This is a genomic window from Sanguibacter hominis ATCC BAA-789, from assembly GCF_012396185.1.
GTDB classification, from domain to species: Bacteria; Actinomycetota; Actinomycetes; order Actinomycetales; family Cellulomonadaceae; genus Flavimobilis; species Flavimobilis hominis.
Genome location: NZ_JAAXOW010000001.1, coordinates 358058 through 373399 on the forward strand (window position 1 = coordinate 358058; position 15342 = coordinate 373399).

Sequence of the window (15342 nt, forward strand, 5' to 3'; positions counted from 1 at the left end):
AGTCAGCCCACGACGCCGTTCAGCGCAGCGCCCAGGTCGGACGCCTCCTGCGCGGTGAGCTCGACCACGAGCCGACCACCACCCTCGAGCGGGACGCGCATGATGATGCCGCGCCCTTCCTTCGTCACCTCGAGCGGTCCGTCCCCGGTCCTCGGCTTCATCGCAGCCATCGGTGGCATCCTCTCCTCAGTCGTGCCGTCACGTCGATCGTGGACCGCCAGGCAGCCGTACGCCGCGCTGCCCAGCAGCGAGGCGCGATCAGCCCCGCACGCAACGGGTGTCGACGGACATTCTAGGTCATCGCAGGCCCCGGGGGCGCAGCCGTCCCACCTGGGACGACCTCGCCGCACGTGCCGCGACCTGCGCTCAGACCGTCACAGGCCGCGGACCGGCGCGCGCGGCGGCAGCTCCCCGCGCACAGCAGCGACCATGTCGAGCACCCGGCGCGTCGCGCGCACGTCGTGCGTACGGAAGACCCGCGCGCCCTGCCACGCTGCGAGGGCCGTCGCGGCCAGCGTGCCCTCGAGCCGCTCGTCGACCGGGAGGTCGAGGGTCTCGCCGACGAAGTCCTTGCGGGACAGCGCCATGAGGACCGGGTACCCGAGCGCGACGAGCGCCGCGGTGCGCCGGACGAGCTGGAGCGAGTCGACCGTGCGCTTGCCGAAGTCGTGCGTCGGGTCGACGAGGACCGAGCGTTCCGGGACCCCGCACGCGATCGCCCGGCGAGCGCCCGCGCTCAGCGTCGCCACGACGTCGGCGACGACCGCGTCGAGCGGGTCCGCGTCCGCGGGAGCGTCAGGCGGGAGGCTGAAGCGCACGTCGACGGGGTCCGTGCGGGGCGCTGCCCCGCCCGTGTGCGAGCAGACGACGCCGAGCCCGTGCTCCCCCGCGACCTCGACGAGGTGCGGGTCCGCACCGGCCCACGTGTCGTTGATGAGGTCGGCGCCTGCGGCGGCGACCTCCCGGGCGACCTCGGCGCGCCACGTGTCGACCGAGACGATCACGTCGGGGTGCTCGGCGCGCACGCGTGCGACGAACGGCGCGACCCTCGCGATCTCCTCGGCCGTGCCGACCTCGGGGCCCATGCCGGCCCGGACGCCTCCGACGTCGACGATCTCGGCCCCGTCGGCGACGGCGCGGGCGACGGCATCCATCGCGGCCTCGTCGTCCGCGTAGCGCGCGGGCGCGTAGAACGAGTCCGTCGTGCGGTTGACGATCGCCATGACCGCGCCGCCCGCAGCGCCGACGGAACGTCCGCGCAGCACGAGGTCCGGCGCACGCGGCGGGACGGGGGCGAACGACGACGTGAGCGCCTCCCACGTCGTCGCCACGGCGGGTTCGTTCACGCGGGAGCGGTCCCGCGCTCGGCGGCGGAGGCCGCCTGCGCGGCCGCCACGTCAGCGGCGTAGGCCTCGGCGGCCCGGCGCTCCTCGTCGCGCAGCTGCGTGTCGCGGTCGACGACCGTCCGCACCGCTTCCTCAGCCGTGTCGACGACCTTGAGCAGGTCGATGTCCGCCTCGCGGATCATCCCGCGCTCGAGGACCGGGCCGCGCAGCCACTCGATCATCGGCCCCCAGTACGACGAGTCGACGAGGACGATCGAGAAGCCCGTCACCTTGTGCGTCTGGACGAGCGTGAGCGCCTCGAACAGCTCGTCGAGGGTGCCAAAACCGCCCGGGAGCACGACGAAACCTGACGCGTACTTGACGAACATCGTCTTGCGGGCGAAGAAGTACCGGAAGTTCACACCGAGGTCGACGAACGGGTTCATGCCCTGCTCGAACGGCAGCTCGATGCCGAGGCCGACGGACACGCCGCCCGCCTCCTTGGCGCCCTTGTTGCCGGCCTCCATGATGCCCGGGCCGCCGCCGGTGATGACGGCGTAGCCGGCCTCGACGAGCCCGCGCGCGACGTCGACCGCGAGCTCGTAGTCCGGGTGGCCCGGCTGCGTGCGTGCGGACCCGAAGATGCTCATCGCAGGGCCGAGCTCGGCGAGCGCGCCGAAACCCTCGACGAACTCGCTCTGGATCCGCATGACGCGCCACGGGTCGCCGTGCACCCAGTCGGCGCCGCCGCCCTTCGCGAGCAGCCGCTGGTCGGTCGTCTGGGCGGGGATCTGGTCGCCGCGCAGCAGGACAGGCCCCTTGCGGTAGCCCTTGCCCGGTTCGAAAACTCCGTCGTCGCTCATGGTCCTCACCCTAGGACGCGGAGGTGGCCTGCGTGAGCCAGGAGAGGAGCGCGTCGTAGCACGTACGGATCTGGGTGACCGGGCACCGTTCGTCGTCCTTGTGGGCGAGCAGCGGGTCACCAGGGCCGAAGTTGACCGCAGGGACGCCCAGCTCGGCGAAGCGGGCGACGTCGGTCCAGCCGAGCTTCGCGGTCGGGACGCCGCCGGCGCGCCCGAGGACGGACTCGACGAACTGGGCTGCGAGCGGGTGCGTGAGCCCCGGCCGCGCTCCCCCGGCGGCGTCGGTCACCGTCACCTCGTACCCGTCGAAGACCTCGCGGACGTGCGCCTCGGCCTGCGCGAGCGTCAGGTCTGGCGCGAACCGGTAGTTGACCGTGACGATGCACTCGTCCGGGACGACGTTCCCGGCGATGCCACCCCGGATGCCGACAGCGTTGAGGCCCTCGCGGTACTCGAGCCCGTCGACGTCGACCGTGCGGGGCTCGTACCCGGCCAGGCGCGCGAGGACCGGCGCGGTGTCGTGGATCGCGTTGCGCCCCATCCAGGCGCGCGCAGAGTGTGCGGTCACACCGGGGACACGCACGTCGACGCGCAACGTGCCGTTGCAGCCGCCCTCGATCCCGGCGGCCGTCGGCTCGCCGAGGATCGCGAAGTCTCCCGCGAGCCACCCGGGGTGCTCCCGGACGAGCCGTCCGAGCCCGTTGAGGTTCGCGGCGACCTCCTCGTGGTCGTAGAACACCCACGTGACGTCGGCGGCCGCGGGCAGGTCCCCTCCGACGCGCGCGGCGAGCGCGAGCGCGACCCCGACACCGCCCTTCATGTCGACCGTGCCGCGACCCCACAGGACCTCGTCGTCGCCCTCGCCTGTCCGCCACGTCGGCACGTTGGCGACGCCGGGCTGGCCCGGGCGGTCGGCGACCGGCACCGTGTCGAGATGCCCTGCGACGACGACGCGGCGCGGCAGGCCGAGGTTCGTCCGGGCGACGACGGCGTCGCCGTCGCGCAGCACCTCGAGGTGGTCGAGGCCGCGCAGCGCGGCCTCGACGGCATCGGCGAGCCGGGTCTCGTCGCCGCTCACGGACGCGACGTCGCACACCGCGGCCGTCAGGTCGACGACGTCGGCGCGCAGGTCGAGAGGTGCGGGGACGGCGTAAGGGTCGGGTGCGGCGGTGCCGGGCGGCGTGGTGTCGTGGGTCACGTCCCGACCCTAGACGAGCGCGGCGTTCGTCGTGCGAGACGTCTCGCCCACGGGCGGGGCCCGCACCATAGGCTCTCCTGCATGACTTCGCGCGCAGCCTGGGGCCTCGGACTTGCCTCGATCCACTCTGACGGAACCGTCCTCGACACGTGGTACCCGCAGCCCCGACTCGGGTCGGCCCCTGCCGAGGAGGACGCGCTCGCAGCAGAGCTGCGTGCGCTCGAGGCGACGGACGACGCGCGCGGCGTGCGTCGCGTGCTCGTGACGACCGAGATCGACCTCGACGCCGCGCCTGCCGACGCGAGCGACGTCTACCTGCGCCTGCACCTGCTGTCGCACCGCCTCGTCCGTCCCCACGGCCTCGACCTGACCGGGATCTTCGGCCACCTCGCGAACGTCGTGTGGACCAACCACGGCCCCTGCTCGACCGTCGACTTCGAGACGACCCGCCTGCGCCTGTCCGCGCGCGGTCCGGTCGTCGTCTACGGCGTCGACAAGTTCCCCCGCATGGTCGACTACGTCCTGCCGACCGGCGTGCGCATCGCCGACGCCGACCGTGTGCGGCTCGGCGCGCACCTCGCCGACGGCACGACCGTCATGCACGAGGGCTTCGTCAACTTCAACGCGGGCACGCTCGGCCACTCGATGGTCGAGGGCCGCATCTCGGCGGGCGTCACCGTTGGCGACGGCTCGGACATCGGCGGCGGTGCGTCGATCATGGGCACGCTGTCCGGCGGCGGCACGCAGGTCGTGACGATCGGCGAGCGCTCGCTCCTCGGCGCGAACGCGGGCATCGGCATCCCGCTCGGCAACGACTGCGTCGTCGAGGCCGGGCTGTACGTCACGGCGGGCACGAAGGTCACGCTCGTCGGCCGCACGGACGACGACGGCGCTCCCGTCACGGTCAAGGCGCGCGAGCTCGCAGGCCGCGACAACCTGCTGCTGCGGCGCAACTCGGTCACGGGTGCGGTCGAGGCGGTCGACCGGGCCGGCACGGGCATCGTCCTGAACGCGGCCCTGCACGCCAACTGACGTGACCGGTCGCGCAGGGGGCGCCACGTCGGTACGTCCCCGACCTGCGGCGGGCCGGCCCGCCGCGCGCGGGACGGTGCGGCGGCCGACCGCGCGCCGTCGGGTCGCGCGAGCGCTCGTCGTCGTCGGCATCGTCGTGGGCCTGCTCGCGGGCGCGATCGGCGCCGTGATGATCATGCTCGACAAGATGCGGCCCGTCCCGGAGGCCGCGCACCGCTGCTACGCGGAGCTCGACGGCACCCCGTGGTCGCTCGATCCCGAGCAGGCGCAGAACGCCGCGCTCTTCGCCGCGATGGCGGCTGAGCGCGGCCTTCCCGCACGGGCGGTGACGATCGCGATCGCGACCGCCCTCCAGGAGTCGCGGATGATCAACATCGACTACGGGGACCGGGACTCCGTCGGGCTGTTCCAGCAGCGGCCGTCCCAGGGCTGGGGCTCCGTCGAGGAGATCATGGACCCGGTGTACTCGACAGGGAAGTTCTACGACGGGCTGGTCAAGGTCGACGGGTACACCGACCTCGAGGTCACGGTCGCGGCGCAGGCTGTCCAGCGCTCGGGCTTCCCCGACGCGTACGCGCAGCACGAGACGCGCGCCCGGGCCTGGGCGTCCGCGCTCACCGGCCAGAGCCCCGAGACGCTCACGTGCGAGCTGCGTGATGCGCTGCCCGGTGGGGACGTCGCGCGGCTCGCCGCGCGCGCGGACCGCGACCTGCCGTCCGCGGAGGTCTCGACGGACGCCGCCCGACGGAGCGTGTCCCTCGCTCCCGGCGGTCTCGCCACGGGCGACGGCAGCGCCGCGAGCCGCGTCCGGGCGGCGCTCGCGAGCTGGGCGGTCGCCGTCGCCGACGAGCAGCAGGTCGAGTCCGTCAGCCTCGACGGTCGGACGTGGCAACGCGAGTCAGGAGCCTGGACGGACACGGACGCCGTCGAGTCCGCGTTGCGCGGTCCCGACGGCGTCGTGGTGGTCACCGTCGCGCGGTGACCTGGGTCTGCATGGCCCCGGTCGAGCGTGTCGTCAGCGGTCGGCGGCCGGCACGTAGTCCCGGGACGTCGCGCCCGTGTACACCTGGCGCGGACGACCGATCTTGGTCTGCGGGTCCTTCATCATCTCGCGCCACTGCGCGATCCAGCCGGGCATGCGTCCGAGCGCGAACAGCGGCGTGAACATGCTCGGCGAGAAGCCCATCGCCTTGTAGATCAGGCCCGTGTAGAAGTCGACGTTCGGGTAGAGCTTGCGCTCGATGAAGTACTCGTCGTTGAGGGCGATCTCCTCGAGGCGCAGCGCCATGTCGAGCATCTCGTCCTCGACGCCGAGCGCCTCGAGCACGGCGTGCGCCTTGTTCTTCACGATCGCGGCGCGCGGGTCGTAGTTCTTGTAGACGCGGTGGCCGAAGCCCATGAGCCGGACGCCCTGCTCCTTGTTCTTCACGCGCGTCATGAACGTGTCGACGTCGTCCCCCGAGGCCTGGATCTCGGTGAGCATCCGCAGCACGGCCTCGTTGGCGCCGCCGTGCAGCGGGCCGGAGAGCGCGTTGATGCCAGCACCGACCGACGCGTAGAGATTCGCGTGGCTCGAGCCGACCATGCGCACCGTCGACGTCGAGCAGTTCTGCTCGTGGTCGGCGTGCAGGATGAGCAGCTTGTCGAGCGCGTCGACGACGACCGGGTCCGTGTCGTACTGCATGTACGGCACGGCGAAGGTCATGCGCAGGAAGTCGTCGACGTAGCCCCGCGAGTAGTCCGGGTAGAGCAGCGGCTCGCCGACGGCGCGGCGGTGCAGGTAGGACGTGATCGTGCGGGTCTTCGCGAGGAGGAGCACGGTCGCGAGCTCGACCGTGTCGTCGTCGAACGGGTCGAGCGACTCCGGGTAGAACGTCGACAGCGCGTTGATCGCGGACGCCATGACGGCCATGGGGTGCGCGTTGCGGGGGAACGTCCCCATGAAGGTGCGGAAGTCCTCGTGGACGAGGGTGTGCCGGTTGACGCGGGTGATGAACGCGTCGAGCTCGGTCGGGCTCGGCAGCTCTCCGTTGATGAGCAGGTAGGCGACCTCGAGGAACGTCGACTGCTCGGCGAGCTGCTCGATCGGGTACCCGCGGTAGCGCAGGATGCCCTCGTCGCCGTCGATGTAGGTGATCTGGGACTCGCACGACGCGGTGTTCATGAAGCCTGGGTCCACCGTGACCTTGCCGGTGGTGCGCAGGAGCGAGGAGACGACGATCCCGTCGTTGCCCTCCGTGGCGCGCACGACGGGCAGCTCCTGGGAGACGCCGCCGACCTCGAGGGTCACGGCGTCCGATGCGGTGTCAGTCATGGCTTCCTTCCTCGGTGCTGCGTGGCATGTGCCTGCGAGCATCCCTGCTGTGCCTGTGGCCATCGCGGCAGCTCCCTGTGCAGCACCGGGTGCGGCGGGCTACGTCGGCCGTCCTCTCCCGAGGCTAGCCGCGCCTCACCCCGGACCGCCATCTGCACAGGGTCACGGGGACCTATGATTTCCGTGATCCCCGTCACAAAAGAGGACCGAAGGCCCAGGGATGGCCCGCGCGGGAGTGCTAGGCGCCCACCGAGCCCCGGAGGCGGTCGGCCGCCGCGCGAACCCTCTCGTCGCTCGCCGTGAGGCTTATCCGCACGTGACGGGCCCCGTCCTCGCCGTAGAACGCGCCTGGCGCGACGAGCACGCCCCGCTCCGCGAACCAGTCGACGAGCCCCCAGCAGTCGCCTGCCCTGTCCGGACGACGCGTCCACAGGTACAGCCCGGCCTCGGAAAGGTCAATGGCGAACCCGGCGTCGGTCAAGGCAGGGACAAGGATCTCCCGCCGCCGGCGATAGGTCTCGCGCTGCTCGGCGACGTGCGCGTCGTCCGCGAGCGCCGCCGCCATCGCCGCCTGGACGGGCGCCGGGACGATGAGACCGATCTGCTTGCGCAGGGCGAGCAGGTCTCGCACGACCGCCGGGTCACCGGCGACGAACGCCGCACGGTAGCCCGCCATGTTCGACTGCTTCGACAACGAGTAGGTCACGAGCAGGCCCGTGTGGTCCCCGTCGCACACCTGCGGGTCGAGCAGGCTCGGCACGCCGTCGCGCACGAGATCCTCGGCCCAGGGCAGCTCGGCGTAGCACTCGTCGCTCACGACGACCGCTCCCGCGCGTCGCGCCGCAGCCACGACCGCGCGCAGCTCGTCGACGGTCGCGACAGCGCCGTGCGGGTTCCCCGGGGAGTTGACCCACACGAGCTTCACGTCCGGGCGGTCGGCCCAGTCGGCGACGTCGTCCGTCGCGAGCATCTCTGCGCCCGCGAGCCGCGCACCGATCGCGTACGTCGGGTATGCGACGCGCGGCAGCACGACCGTGTCACCTGCGCCGAGACCGAGCATCGCGGGCAGGAGCCCGACGAGCTCCTTCGAGCCGACGGTCGGCAGCACGCCGTCCGGGTCGACGGTCGCGGAACGGCGCCGCGCGAACCAGTCGGCGACCGCCTGGCGCAAGGCGGGGGTGCCGTACGTCTGGGGGTAGCCGTGCGCGTCAGACGCGTCCGCGAGGGCACGTCGCACGACGTCGGGTGTTGCGTCGACAGGCGTGCCGATCGACAGGTCGACGACGCCGTCGGGGTGGGAGCGTGCTCGCTCGCCGTACGGCGAGAGCAGGTCCCACGGGAAGTCGATGCCCGCGAGGCTACCGAGCCCCACGCGTCACTCGCCCTGGGGCGGGAGCGCGGCGACGAGCGGGTGGTCCTTGTCGATCAGACCGAGCTTGGCCGCGCCGCCCGGCGAGCCGAGGTCGTCGAAGAAGTGGACGTTCGCGTCGTAGTAGTCCGACCACTCGGCAGGGACGTCGTCCTCGTAGTAGATCGCCTCGACGGGGCAGACGGGCTCGCACGCGCCGCAGTCGACGCACTCGTCCGGGTGGATGTACAGCGACCGGTTGCCCTCGTAGATGCAGTCGACGGGGCACTCCTCGACGCACGCCTTGTCCTTGACGTCCACGCAAGGCTGGGCGATCACATAGGTCACGGTCGGTCCTTCCAGATGAGCGAGGGGTCTGGGGCCACTCTACGACGGTCACCTGCCACCTCGTGCCGCGTCGCACGTCCGTCTCACAGGGCGATTCCCGCCGCCCGGCGTACCCCGTGAGCACCCCAGAGTCGACCCCGTCCCGCGATACGGACCGCGTTGACGAGGGGTGAGACGGCTCCTACGTTCGGCCCCATGGCCCGCCTCGACACGACGCTCCCCCGCCCCACGGCGACCCCGCGTCTCGTCATGCCCGGCCGCCCGCGCACGTGTCGCTGTTGTTGACCCGCGCCTGACGAGGCCGCCCCACCGGCGGCACGAGCCCAGGTGCGCGACCGGCCTGGAGACTCCTCCCCGCACCGGAACGCGCACGCCCACGCCATCACCGAGACGCGAGGAACTTGATGGTCAGCCCGGCCCCCGCCAGAACCGCAGCACCGACCGGCACCGCACGGCCACCGCGCAGCGCCCGCCCCCACGGCCAGTGGAAGATCGACGGCACCGCGCCGCTCAACGCGAACGAGGTCCTCAAGCAGGCCGACGACGGCCTCAACGTGCGCACGCGCATCGAGGAGATCTACGCCAAGGAAGGCTTCGCGTCGATCCCGAGCGAGGACCTCCACGGCCGCTTCCGCTGGTGGGGCCTCTACACCCAGCGCAAGCCCGGGATCGACGGCGGACGCACCGCCCAGCTCGAGCCGCATGAGCTCGAGGACGAGTACTTCATGCTGCGCGTCCGCGTCGACGGCGGCGCCCTGACGACCGAGCAGCTCCGCGTCATCGGCGAGATCTCCGTCGCCTTCGGTCGCGACACCGCGGACATCACCGACCGCCACAACGTCCAGCTGCACTGGGTCCGCGTCGAGGACGTCCCCGAGATCTGGCGACGCCTCGAGGCCGTCGGCCTCCAGACGACCGAGGCGTGCGGCGACGTCCCGCGCGTCGTCCTCGGCAGCCCTGTCGCGGGAGTCGCCGCCGACGAGATCATCGACCCCACGTGGGCGATCACCGAGATCGTGCGCCGCTACGTCGGCGACCCGACGTTCTCCAACCTGCCCCGCAAGTACAAGACGGCGATCACCGGCCACCCGAGCCTCGACGTCCTGCACGAGATCAACGACCTCGGCCTCGTCGGGGTCGTGCACCCCGAGCTCGGACCGGGGTTCGACCTGTGGGTCGGCGGCGGCCTCAGCGCGCAGCCACGCCTCGCCGAGCGCCTCGGCGCGTTCGTCCGCGAGGATCAGGTCCCCGACGTGTGGGTCGGCGTCACGTCGATCTTCCGCGACTACGGCTTCCGGCGGCTGCGCAACAAGGCCCGCCTGAAGTTCCTGCTCGCCGAGTGGGGTCCCGCCCGCTTCCGCGAGGTCCTCGAGACCGAGTACCTCGGGTACGCGCTCGCCGACGGCCCCCCGCCCGCCCCCGCGCCCCGCTCCGGAGACCACGTCGGGGTGCACGAGCAGAAGGACGGCCGGTTCTACGTCGGTGCCGCCCCCTACGTCGGCCGCGTCTCCGGCTCCACGCTCGTCGCGGTCGCCGACCTCGCCGAGGCCCACGGCTCGCACCGCGTCCGCCTCACCCCGCACCAGAAGCTCCTCGTGCTCGACGTCCCGAAGGACGAGGTCCCCGCGGTCGTCTCGGGCCTGCGCGAGCTCGGCCTCGAGGCCGAGCCGAGCCCGTTCCGCCGCAGCACGATCGCCTGCACCGGCATCGAGTACTGCAAGCTCGCGATCGTCGAGACGAAGGCGCTCGCGCGCGACGTCGTCACACAGCTCGAGGGTCTCGACCGCGGCGGCCGCACCCCGATCGCGCTCAACATCAACGGCTGCCCCAACGCGTGCGCCCGCACCCAGGTCGCTGACATCGGCCTCAAGGGACAGCTCGTCACGACCGACGACGGCGTCCAGGTGCCGGGTTTCCAGGTGCACCTCGGCGGCGGTCTGAGCGCGCACGAGCGCGACGAGGCGGGCCTCGGCCGGACCGTGCGCGGGCTCAAGGTCGCAGCCGACGACGTCGCGGCGTACGTCGAGCGCGTCGTGCGCCGCTACGACGAGCAGCACGTCGGCGACGAGACGTTCTCTGAGTGGGCGCTGCGCGTCGACGACGAGGACCTCGCGTGACCGCCCCGACGAGCCCGCTCGCCGCGGGCCGCGAGCGCGCGCTCGCCCACCGGGCCGCACGCGAGCAGCACGCAGCCGAGCGTCTCGCCCGCGCCGAGGCCGGGCGCGCGCGTCGCACGGACGACGAGCTGCGCCAGGTCGTCACCGACGGTCTCGCCCTCCTGACGGCGCCGTCGGGCGCCGAGGCTGGGGCCGACGAGGTCGCCGCCTGGGCCGGCGAGCAGTTCGGCGACCTGCTCGCCGTCGCGTGCTCGATGGCCGACACGGTGCTCCCCCACCTCGTCGCGACGTACGCTCCGTGGGTCGACGTGCTGTTCCTCGAGACCGGCTACCACTTCCCCGAGACCTCCGGCACGCGCGACGCCGCCGAGCTGCGGATGCCGGTCACGATCGTCGACGTCCTCCCGGAGCAGACCGTCGCGGAGCAGGACGCGACGCACGGCCCCCGGCTGTACGAGCGCGACCCGGCCCTGTGCTGCCAGCTGCGCAAGGTCGACCCGCTCAGCCGCGTCCTCGGCGGGTACGAGGCCTGGGTCACCGGCGTGCGTCGCGACGAGGCACCCACCCGCGCCGGCACTCCGCTCGTCGCGTGGGACACCAAGAACGGCCTCGTGAAGATCAACCCGCTCGCCGCCTGGAGCTTCGACGACCTGCTCGCCTACGCCACGCGCCACGGCGTGCTCCTCAACCCGCTCCTCGACGACGGGTACCCCTCGATCGGCTGCGCGCCGTGCACCCGCCGGGTGGCCCCCGGCGCCGACCCTCGCTCCGGCCGCTGGGCCGGCCTCGACAAGACAGAATGCGGGCTCCACACATGACGTCGACCGCCTCGACCATCACGCCGACCGCGGCCACCGCCGCGCCCCGGCGCCTTAGCCACCTCGACCTCCTCGAGTCCGAGGCGATCCACATCATCCGCGAGGTAGTCGCCGAGTTCGAGCGCCCCGGGCTGCTCTTCTCCGGCGGCAAGGACTCCGTCGTCATGCTGCACCTCGCGACGAAGGCCTTCTGGCCTGCGCCCGTCCCGTTCCCGGTCGTGCACGTCGACACCGGGCACAACTTCCCCGAGGTGCTCGCCTACCGCGACGCCGAGGTCGAGCGTCTCGGCCTGCGGCTCGTCGTCGCCGCCGTGCAGGACTACCTCGACGACGGCCGCCTCCGCGAGCGCGCCGACGGCACCCGCAACCCGCTGCAGACGCACCCGCTGCTCGACGCGATCTCCGACAACCGGTTCGACGTCGTGTTCGGCGGCGGGCGCCGCGACGAGGAGAAGGCGCGCGCCAAGGAGCGCGTGCTGTCGCTGCGCGACGAGTTCGGCCAGTGGGACCCGCGCAACCAGCGCCCCGAGCTGTGGAACCTCTACAACGGTCGTCACCGCCCGGGCGAGCACGTGCGCGCCTTCCCCCTGTCCAACTGGACCGAGCTCGACGTGTGGCGTTACGTCGAGCGCGAGCGCATCGCGCTGCCCGGCCTCTACTACGCACACGAGCGCGAGGTGTTCGACCGCGACGGGATGCTGCTCGCCGTCGGCCCCTACTCGCAGCCGCGCACCGACGCCGAGGCGGCGTCCGTCCGCGCCCTGACCGTGCGCTACCGCACGGTCGGAGACATGTCCTGCACGGGCGCCGTCGAGTCCGGCGCCGCGACCGTCGCCGACGTCATCACCGAGGTCGCCGCGACCCGCGTCACCGAGCGCGGCGCGACCCGTGCCGACGACCGGATCTCCGAGGCAGCCATGGAGGACCGCAAGAAGGAGGGCTACTTCTGATGGCCGCCTCCCCCACGACCACCGAGGCCCGCACGAAGGAAGACCAGCCATGAGCGCCACCACCACGACCGGGACGCTGCTGCGCCTCGCGACCGCAGGCTCCGTCGACGACGGCAAGTCGACCCTCGTCGGCCGCCTGCTGTTCGACTCGAAGTCCGTCCTCGCCGACCAGCTCGACGCCGTCGAACGGGTCAGCCGCGACCGCGGGCTCGAGGGCGCCGACCTCGCCCTCCTCACCGACGGCCTGCGCGCCGAGCGCGAGCAGGGCATCACGATCGACGTCGCCTACCGCTACTTCGCGACCGCACGGCGGTCGTTCATCCTCGCGGACTGCCCGGGCCACGTGCAGTACACGCGCAACACGGTCACGGGCGCGTCGACGGCTGACGTCGTCGTGCTGCTCGTCGACGCGCGCAAGGGCCTGCTCGAGCAGACCCGCCGGCACCTCGCGGTCGCGTCGCTCCTGCGCGTCCCGCACGTCGTCGTCGCGGTCAACAAGATCGACCTCGTCGGCTTCGCGCAGGACCGCTACGACGAGCTCGCGGCGCAGATCCGTGCGGCGGCCGCCGACCTCGGCGTGCCCGCGGTCCACACCGTCCCGGTAAGCGCGCTCGACGGTGACAACGTCGTCGAGCGTTCGGCACGCACCCCCTGGTACGACGGACCGAGCCTCCTCGAGCTCCTCGAGGACCTGCCGACGGCGGACGACGTCGAGACGCAGCCCTTCCGGCTGCCCGTCCAGACCGTCATCCGGCCGCAGAGCGCCGCACCCGCCGGGTACGAGGACTACCGCGGGTACGCCGGCCAGGTCGCAGGCGGCGTCGTGCGCGTGGGGGACGAGGTCGTCGTGCTGCCGTCAGGTCGACGGTCGACGATCGAGGGCATCGACACCGCCGACGGCTCGCTCGCCGAGGCGTACGCGCCGCAGTCCGTCACGGTCCGCCTCTCGCACGACCTCGACGTCGCACGCGGCGACATGATCGTCGCGGCCGAGGACGCACCGACGCCCGTCCAGGACGTCACCGGCACCGTCGCGTGGTTGTCCGACCGGCCGCTGCGCCCGGGCGCGCGCGTCCTGCTCAAGCACACGACGCGCGTCGTGCAGGCCGTCGTGCGCGATGTCGTCGGACGGCTCGACCTCGACGCCGCTGCGCTCGCGCCCGCCGAGGAGCTCGGGCTCAACGACATCGGGCGGGTCCAGCTGCGCCTCGCGGCGCCCGTCGCGGCCGAGGAGTACGTGACGTCGCGGCGCACAGGAGCGTTCCTCCTGATCGATCCGCAGGACGGGTTCACGCTCGCGGCAGGTATGGTCGGTGACGCACTCGCGGCCGCCCGCTTCCCGGGCGACCGGCCCGTCCAATACACGATCTGAGCCGCCCATGAGCACCTCGGCCCCCGCACCCGAGCCCACCGGGACCGACCCGTCGTACCCGCTCACGCTCCGCGTCGCCGGGCGCCGCTGCGTCGTCGTCGGCGCCGGGCCCGTCGGTGCGCGCCGCGCGCGCTCGCTCGTCGAGGCGGGGGCTCAGGTCGTGGTCGTCGCGCCGGTCGCGTGCCCTGAGGTCGTGGCGGCGGCCCGGGACGGCGGCCTCACGTGGATCGCCCGCGACTACCTCACGGGAGACCTGGACGGCGCCTGGCTCGTGCACGCGGCGACGGGTGTCGCAGCCGTCGACGACCAGGTGTGCGACGACGCCGAGTGGCAGCGAGTCTGGGCGGTGCGGGCGTCCGACCGCGACCGTTCGAGCGCATGGACGCCCGCGGTCGCGCGGGTCGACGACGTGCTCGTCGCGGTCAACGCAGGCGGCGACCCGCGCCGCGCCGTCGCGCTGCGCGACCACGTCGCCGCGGACCTGCGGGCACAGGCCGCGCGGGAGCACGCGCCCGACGGCGTCGCACGGCACGGCGCGGGCGCGACGCCGCCCGCTCGGGCGGTCCACTCGGGCGCCGGGACGACGACCAGCGGGACCGCACAGGGCGGCACCGTCGCCCTCGTCGGCGGCGGTCCCGGCGACGACGGCCTCCTGACCGTGCGGGCACGCGAGCTGCTCGCGAGCGCGGACGTCGTCGTGATCGACAGGCTCGCCCCGCAGGGCGTCCTCGCAGACCTGCCCGCGCACGTCGAGGTCGTCGACGTCGGCAAGTCCTCCGGGTTCCACCCCGTCCCGCAGGAGGAGATCAACGCGACGCTCGTGCGGCACGGGCTCGCCGGCAAGCGTGTCGTCCGCCTCAAGGGAGGCGACCCGTACGTGTTCGGCCGCGGCGGCGAGGAGCTCGACGCGTGCGTCGCGGCAGGCCTCGAGGTCGAGGTGGTCCCGGGCGTCACGAGCGCCATCTCCGTCCCCGCCGTCGCGGGCATTCCGCTGACGCACCGCAGCCTCTCGCGCGGGTTCACCGTCCTCACCGGGCACGCCGACGTCGGCCGTGTCCCCGAGGCGACCGACCACACGCTGGTCCTGCTCATGGGCGTGCGCCGGCTCGGCACGACGTGCGCCGAGCTCATGGAGCGCGGACGCGACGCCGACACTCCTGTCGCGGTGATCGAGGACGGGTTCGGGCCGCGGCAGCGGACGACGGTCGGCACGCTCGCGACGATCGCGGCACGCATCGCCGAGGCAGGCGTGCAGCCGCCGGCGATCGCCGTCGTCGGCCGTGTCGTGACACGCGCCCCCGAGTGGTCCGCCTGGACGGACCGGCCCCGCACGCAGGACGACGAGGCCAGGTCGGCGACGAGCGACCCCTCGGACGCCTCGTGAGCACCGCAGAGCCCGCACCCTGGCGCGCGTGGACGCCGGGTACCCGGGTCATGGTCCGCCGTCGGATCGACGACCCGGACCACCCCTACACCGACGTCCTCGGTGACGTCGTCACCAACGACGGGTCGGGTCTCGTGCTGCGCACCCGTCGCGGGGACGTCCACGTCCCGGGCGACGCGATCGCGATCGGCAAGCCGATCCCGCCCGCCCCGGTGCGGAAAGCGCGTCCGGCTCCGGCGTCTGGCAACTGAGCGTCCGAGGAGCGGTGCGCTG

General features: G+C 72.9%; 15 protein-coding genes. 8 read left to right on the plus strand and 7 right to left on the minus strand.

The window, feature by feature from the left end; genetic code table 11:
* Positions 1-2: 2 nt before the first annotated feature.
* The 4 genes from HF995_RS01715 to dapE all read right to left on the minus strand — a co-directional run bounded on the left by HF995_RS01715 (position 3) and on the right by dapE (position 3386).
* Complete coding sequence (locus HF995_RS01715) at positions 3-170, minus strand: DUF3117 domain-containing protein (protein WP_098457354.1); 168 nt, start codon at positions 168-170, stop codon at positions 3-5.
* A 204-nt stretch (positions 171-374) separates the two neighbouring features.
* Positions 375-1346, minus strand: a complete 972-nt coding sequence (folP, locus tag HF995_RS01720; RefSeq protein WP_434060830.1) for a dihydropteroate synthase — start codon at positions 1344-1346, stop codon at positions 375-377.
* Positions 1343-2188, minus strand: coding sequence for an LOG family protein (locus HF995_RS01725; RefSeq protein WP_168446090.1), 846 nt, complete (start codon positions 2186-2188; stop codon positions 1343-1345). Before HF995_RS01725 ends, folP begins: the two co-directional genes overlap by 4 nt.
* 10 nt (positions 2189-2198) lie before the next feature.
* The gene (gene dapE / locus HF995_RS01730) at positions 2199-3386 is read right to left on the minus strand and encodes a succinyl-diaminopimelate desuccinylase (RefSeq protein WP_168446091.1); all 1188 of its coding nucleotides are present in this window, start codon (positions 3384-3386) and stop codon (positions 2199-2201) included.
* Between the two features lie 81 nt (positions 3387-3467).
* On the opposite strand from dapE, the gene dapD reads away from it, so the two are divergent.
* Together dapD and HF995_RS01740 are read left to right on the plus strand one after the other, a co-directional pair.
* A complete protein-coding gene (gene dapD / locus HF995_RS01735) occupies positions 3468-4418 on the plus strand; it encodes a 2,3,4,5-tetrahydropyridine-2,6-dicarboxylate N-succinyltransferase (RefSeq protein ID WP_168446092.1) in 951 nt (316 codons plus the stop codon).
* Between the two features lies 1 nt (position 4419).
* Positions 4420-5400 carry a hypothetical protein gene (locus HF995_RS01740; protein WP_210727055.1) on the plus strand — a complete coding sequence of 327 codons (981 nt, stop codon included), beginning with the start codon at positions 4420-4422 and terminating at the stop codon, positions 5398-5400.
* Between the two features lie 33 nt (positions 5401-5433).
* Here the strand turns inward: HF995_RS01740 and HF995_RS01745 are convergent, their stop codons facing one another.
* From HF995_RS01745 to fdxA, 3 genes are all read right to left on the minus strand, one after another.
* Positions 5434-6732: a citrate synthase gene (locus HF995_RS01745; protein WP_168446093.1), complete on the minus strand. Its 1299-nt coding sequence runs from the start codon at positions 6730-6732 to the stop codon at positions 5434-5436.
* Positions 6733-6970: 238 nt separating this feature from the next.
* Entirely contained in the window at positions 6971-8104 is a 1134-nt protein-coding gene (gene dapC / locus HF995_RS01750) for a succinyldiaminopimelate transaminase (RefSeq protein ID WP_168446094.1), read from the minus strand.
* Positions 8105-8107: 3 nt separating this feature from the next.
* Complete coding sequence (gene fdxA, locus HF995_RS01755; protein WP_168446095.1) at positions 8108-8428, minus strand: ferredoxin; 321 nt, start codon at positions 8426-8428, stop codon at positions 8108-8110.
* 404 nt (positions 8429-8832) lie between these two features.
* Between fdxA and HF995_RS01760 the strand changes: the two genes are divergently transcribed.
* The 6 genes from HF995_RS01760 to HF995_RS01785 are packed head-to-tail and all read left to right on the plus strand — an operon-like array spanning position 8833 to position 15320.
* Positions 8833-10545: a nitrite/sulfite reductase gene (locus HF995_RS01760; RefSeq protein ID WP_168446096.1), complete on the plus strand. Its 1713-nt coding sequence runs from the start codon at positions 8833-8835 to the stop codon at positions 10543-10545.
* Positions 10542-11363, plus strand: a complete 822-nt coding sequence (locus tag HF995_RS01765; RefSeq protein ID WP_168446097.1) for a phosphoadenylyl-sulfate reductase — start codon at positions 10542-10544, stop codon at positions 11361-11363. The genes HF995_RS01760 and HF995_RS01765 overlap by 4 nt, the downstream gene beginning before the upstream one ends.
* Positions 11360-12313 carry a sulfate adenylyltransferase subunit CysD gene (cysD, locus tag HF995_RS01770; RefSeq protein WP_168446098.1) on the plus strand — a complete coding sequence of 318 codons (954 nt, stop codon included), beginning with the start codon at positions 11360-11362 and terminating at the stop codon, positions 12311-12313. The genes HF995_RS01765 and cysD overlap by 4 nt, the downstream gene beginning before the upstream one ends.
* A 49-nt stretch (positions 12314-12362) precedes the next feature.
* Positions 12363-13685 (plus strand): sulfate adenylyltransferase subunit 1, encoded by a 1323-nt coding sequence (locus HF995_RS01775; protein ID WP_168446099.1) that lies wholly within the window; start codon positions 12363-12365, stop codon positions 13683-13685.
* A 7-nt stretch (positions 13686-13692) separates the two neighbouring features.
* Complete coding sequence (gene cobA / locus HF995_RS01780; RefSeq protein WP_168446100.1) at positions 13693-15069, plus strand: uroporphyrinogen-III C-methyltransferase; 1377 nt, start codon at positions 13693-13695, stop codon at positions 15067-15069.
* Entirely contained in the window at positions 15066-15320 is a 255-nt protein-coding gene (locus tag HF995_RS01785) for a putative acetyltransferase (protein ID WP_350308691.1), read from the plus strand. The genes cobA and HF995_RS01785 overlap by 4 nt, the downstream gene beginning before the upstream one ends.
* The last annotated feature ends 22 nt before the right edge of the window (positions 15321-15342 follow it).

Excerpts from the sequence above, each read along its gene's own strand:
- HF995_RS01715 (WP_098457354.1), bottom strand. The coding sequence starts at position 170 with ATGGCTGCGATGAAGCCGAGGACCGGGGACGGACCGCTCGAGGTGACG.
- HF995_RS01725 (WP_168446090.1), bottom strand. The coding sequence starts at position 2,188 with ATGAGCGACGACGGAGTTTTCGAACCGGGCAAGGGCTACCGCAAGGGG.
- dapD (WP_168446092.1), top strand. The coding sequence starts at position 3,468 with ATGACTTCGCGCGCAGCCTGGGGCCTCGGACTTGCCTCGATCCACTCT.
- HF995_RS01745 (WP_168446093.1), bottom strand. The coding sequence starts at position 6,732 with ATGACTGACACCGCATCGGACGCCGTGACCCTCGAGGTCGGCGGCGTC.
- HF995_RS01760 (WP_168446096.1), top strand. The coding sequence starts at position 8,833 with ATGGTCAGCCCGGCCCCCGCCAGAACCGCAGCACCGACCGGCACCGCA.
- cysD (WP_168446098.1), top strand. The coding sequence starts at position 11,360 with ATGACGTCGACCGCCTCGACCATCACGCCGACCGCGGCCACCGCCGCG.
- HF995_RS01775 (WP_168446099.1), top strand. The coding sequence starts at position 12,363 with ATGAGCGCCACCACCACGACCGGGACGCTGCTGCGCCTCGCGACCGCA.
- cobA (WP_168446100.1), top strand. The coding sequence starts at position 13,693 with ATGAGCACCTCGGCCCCCGCACCCGAGCCCACCGGGACCGACCCGTCG.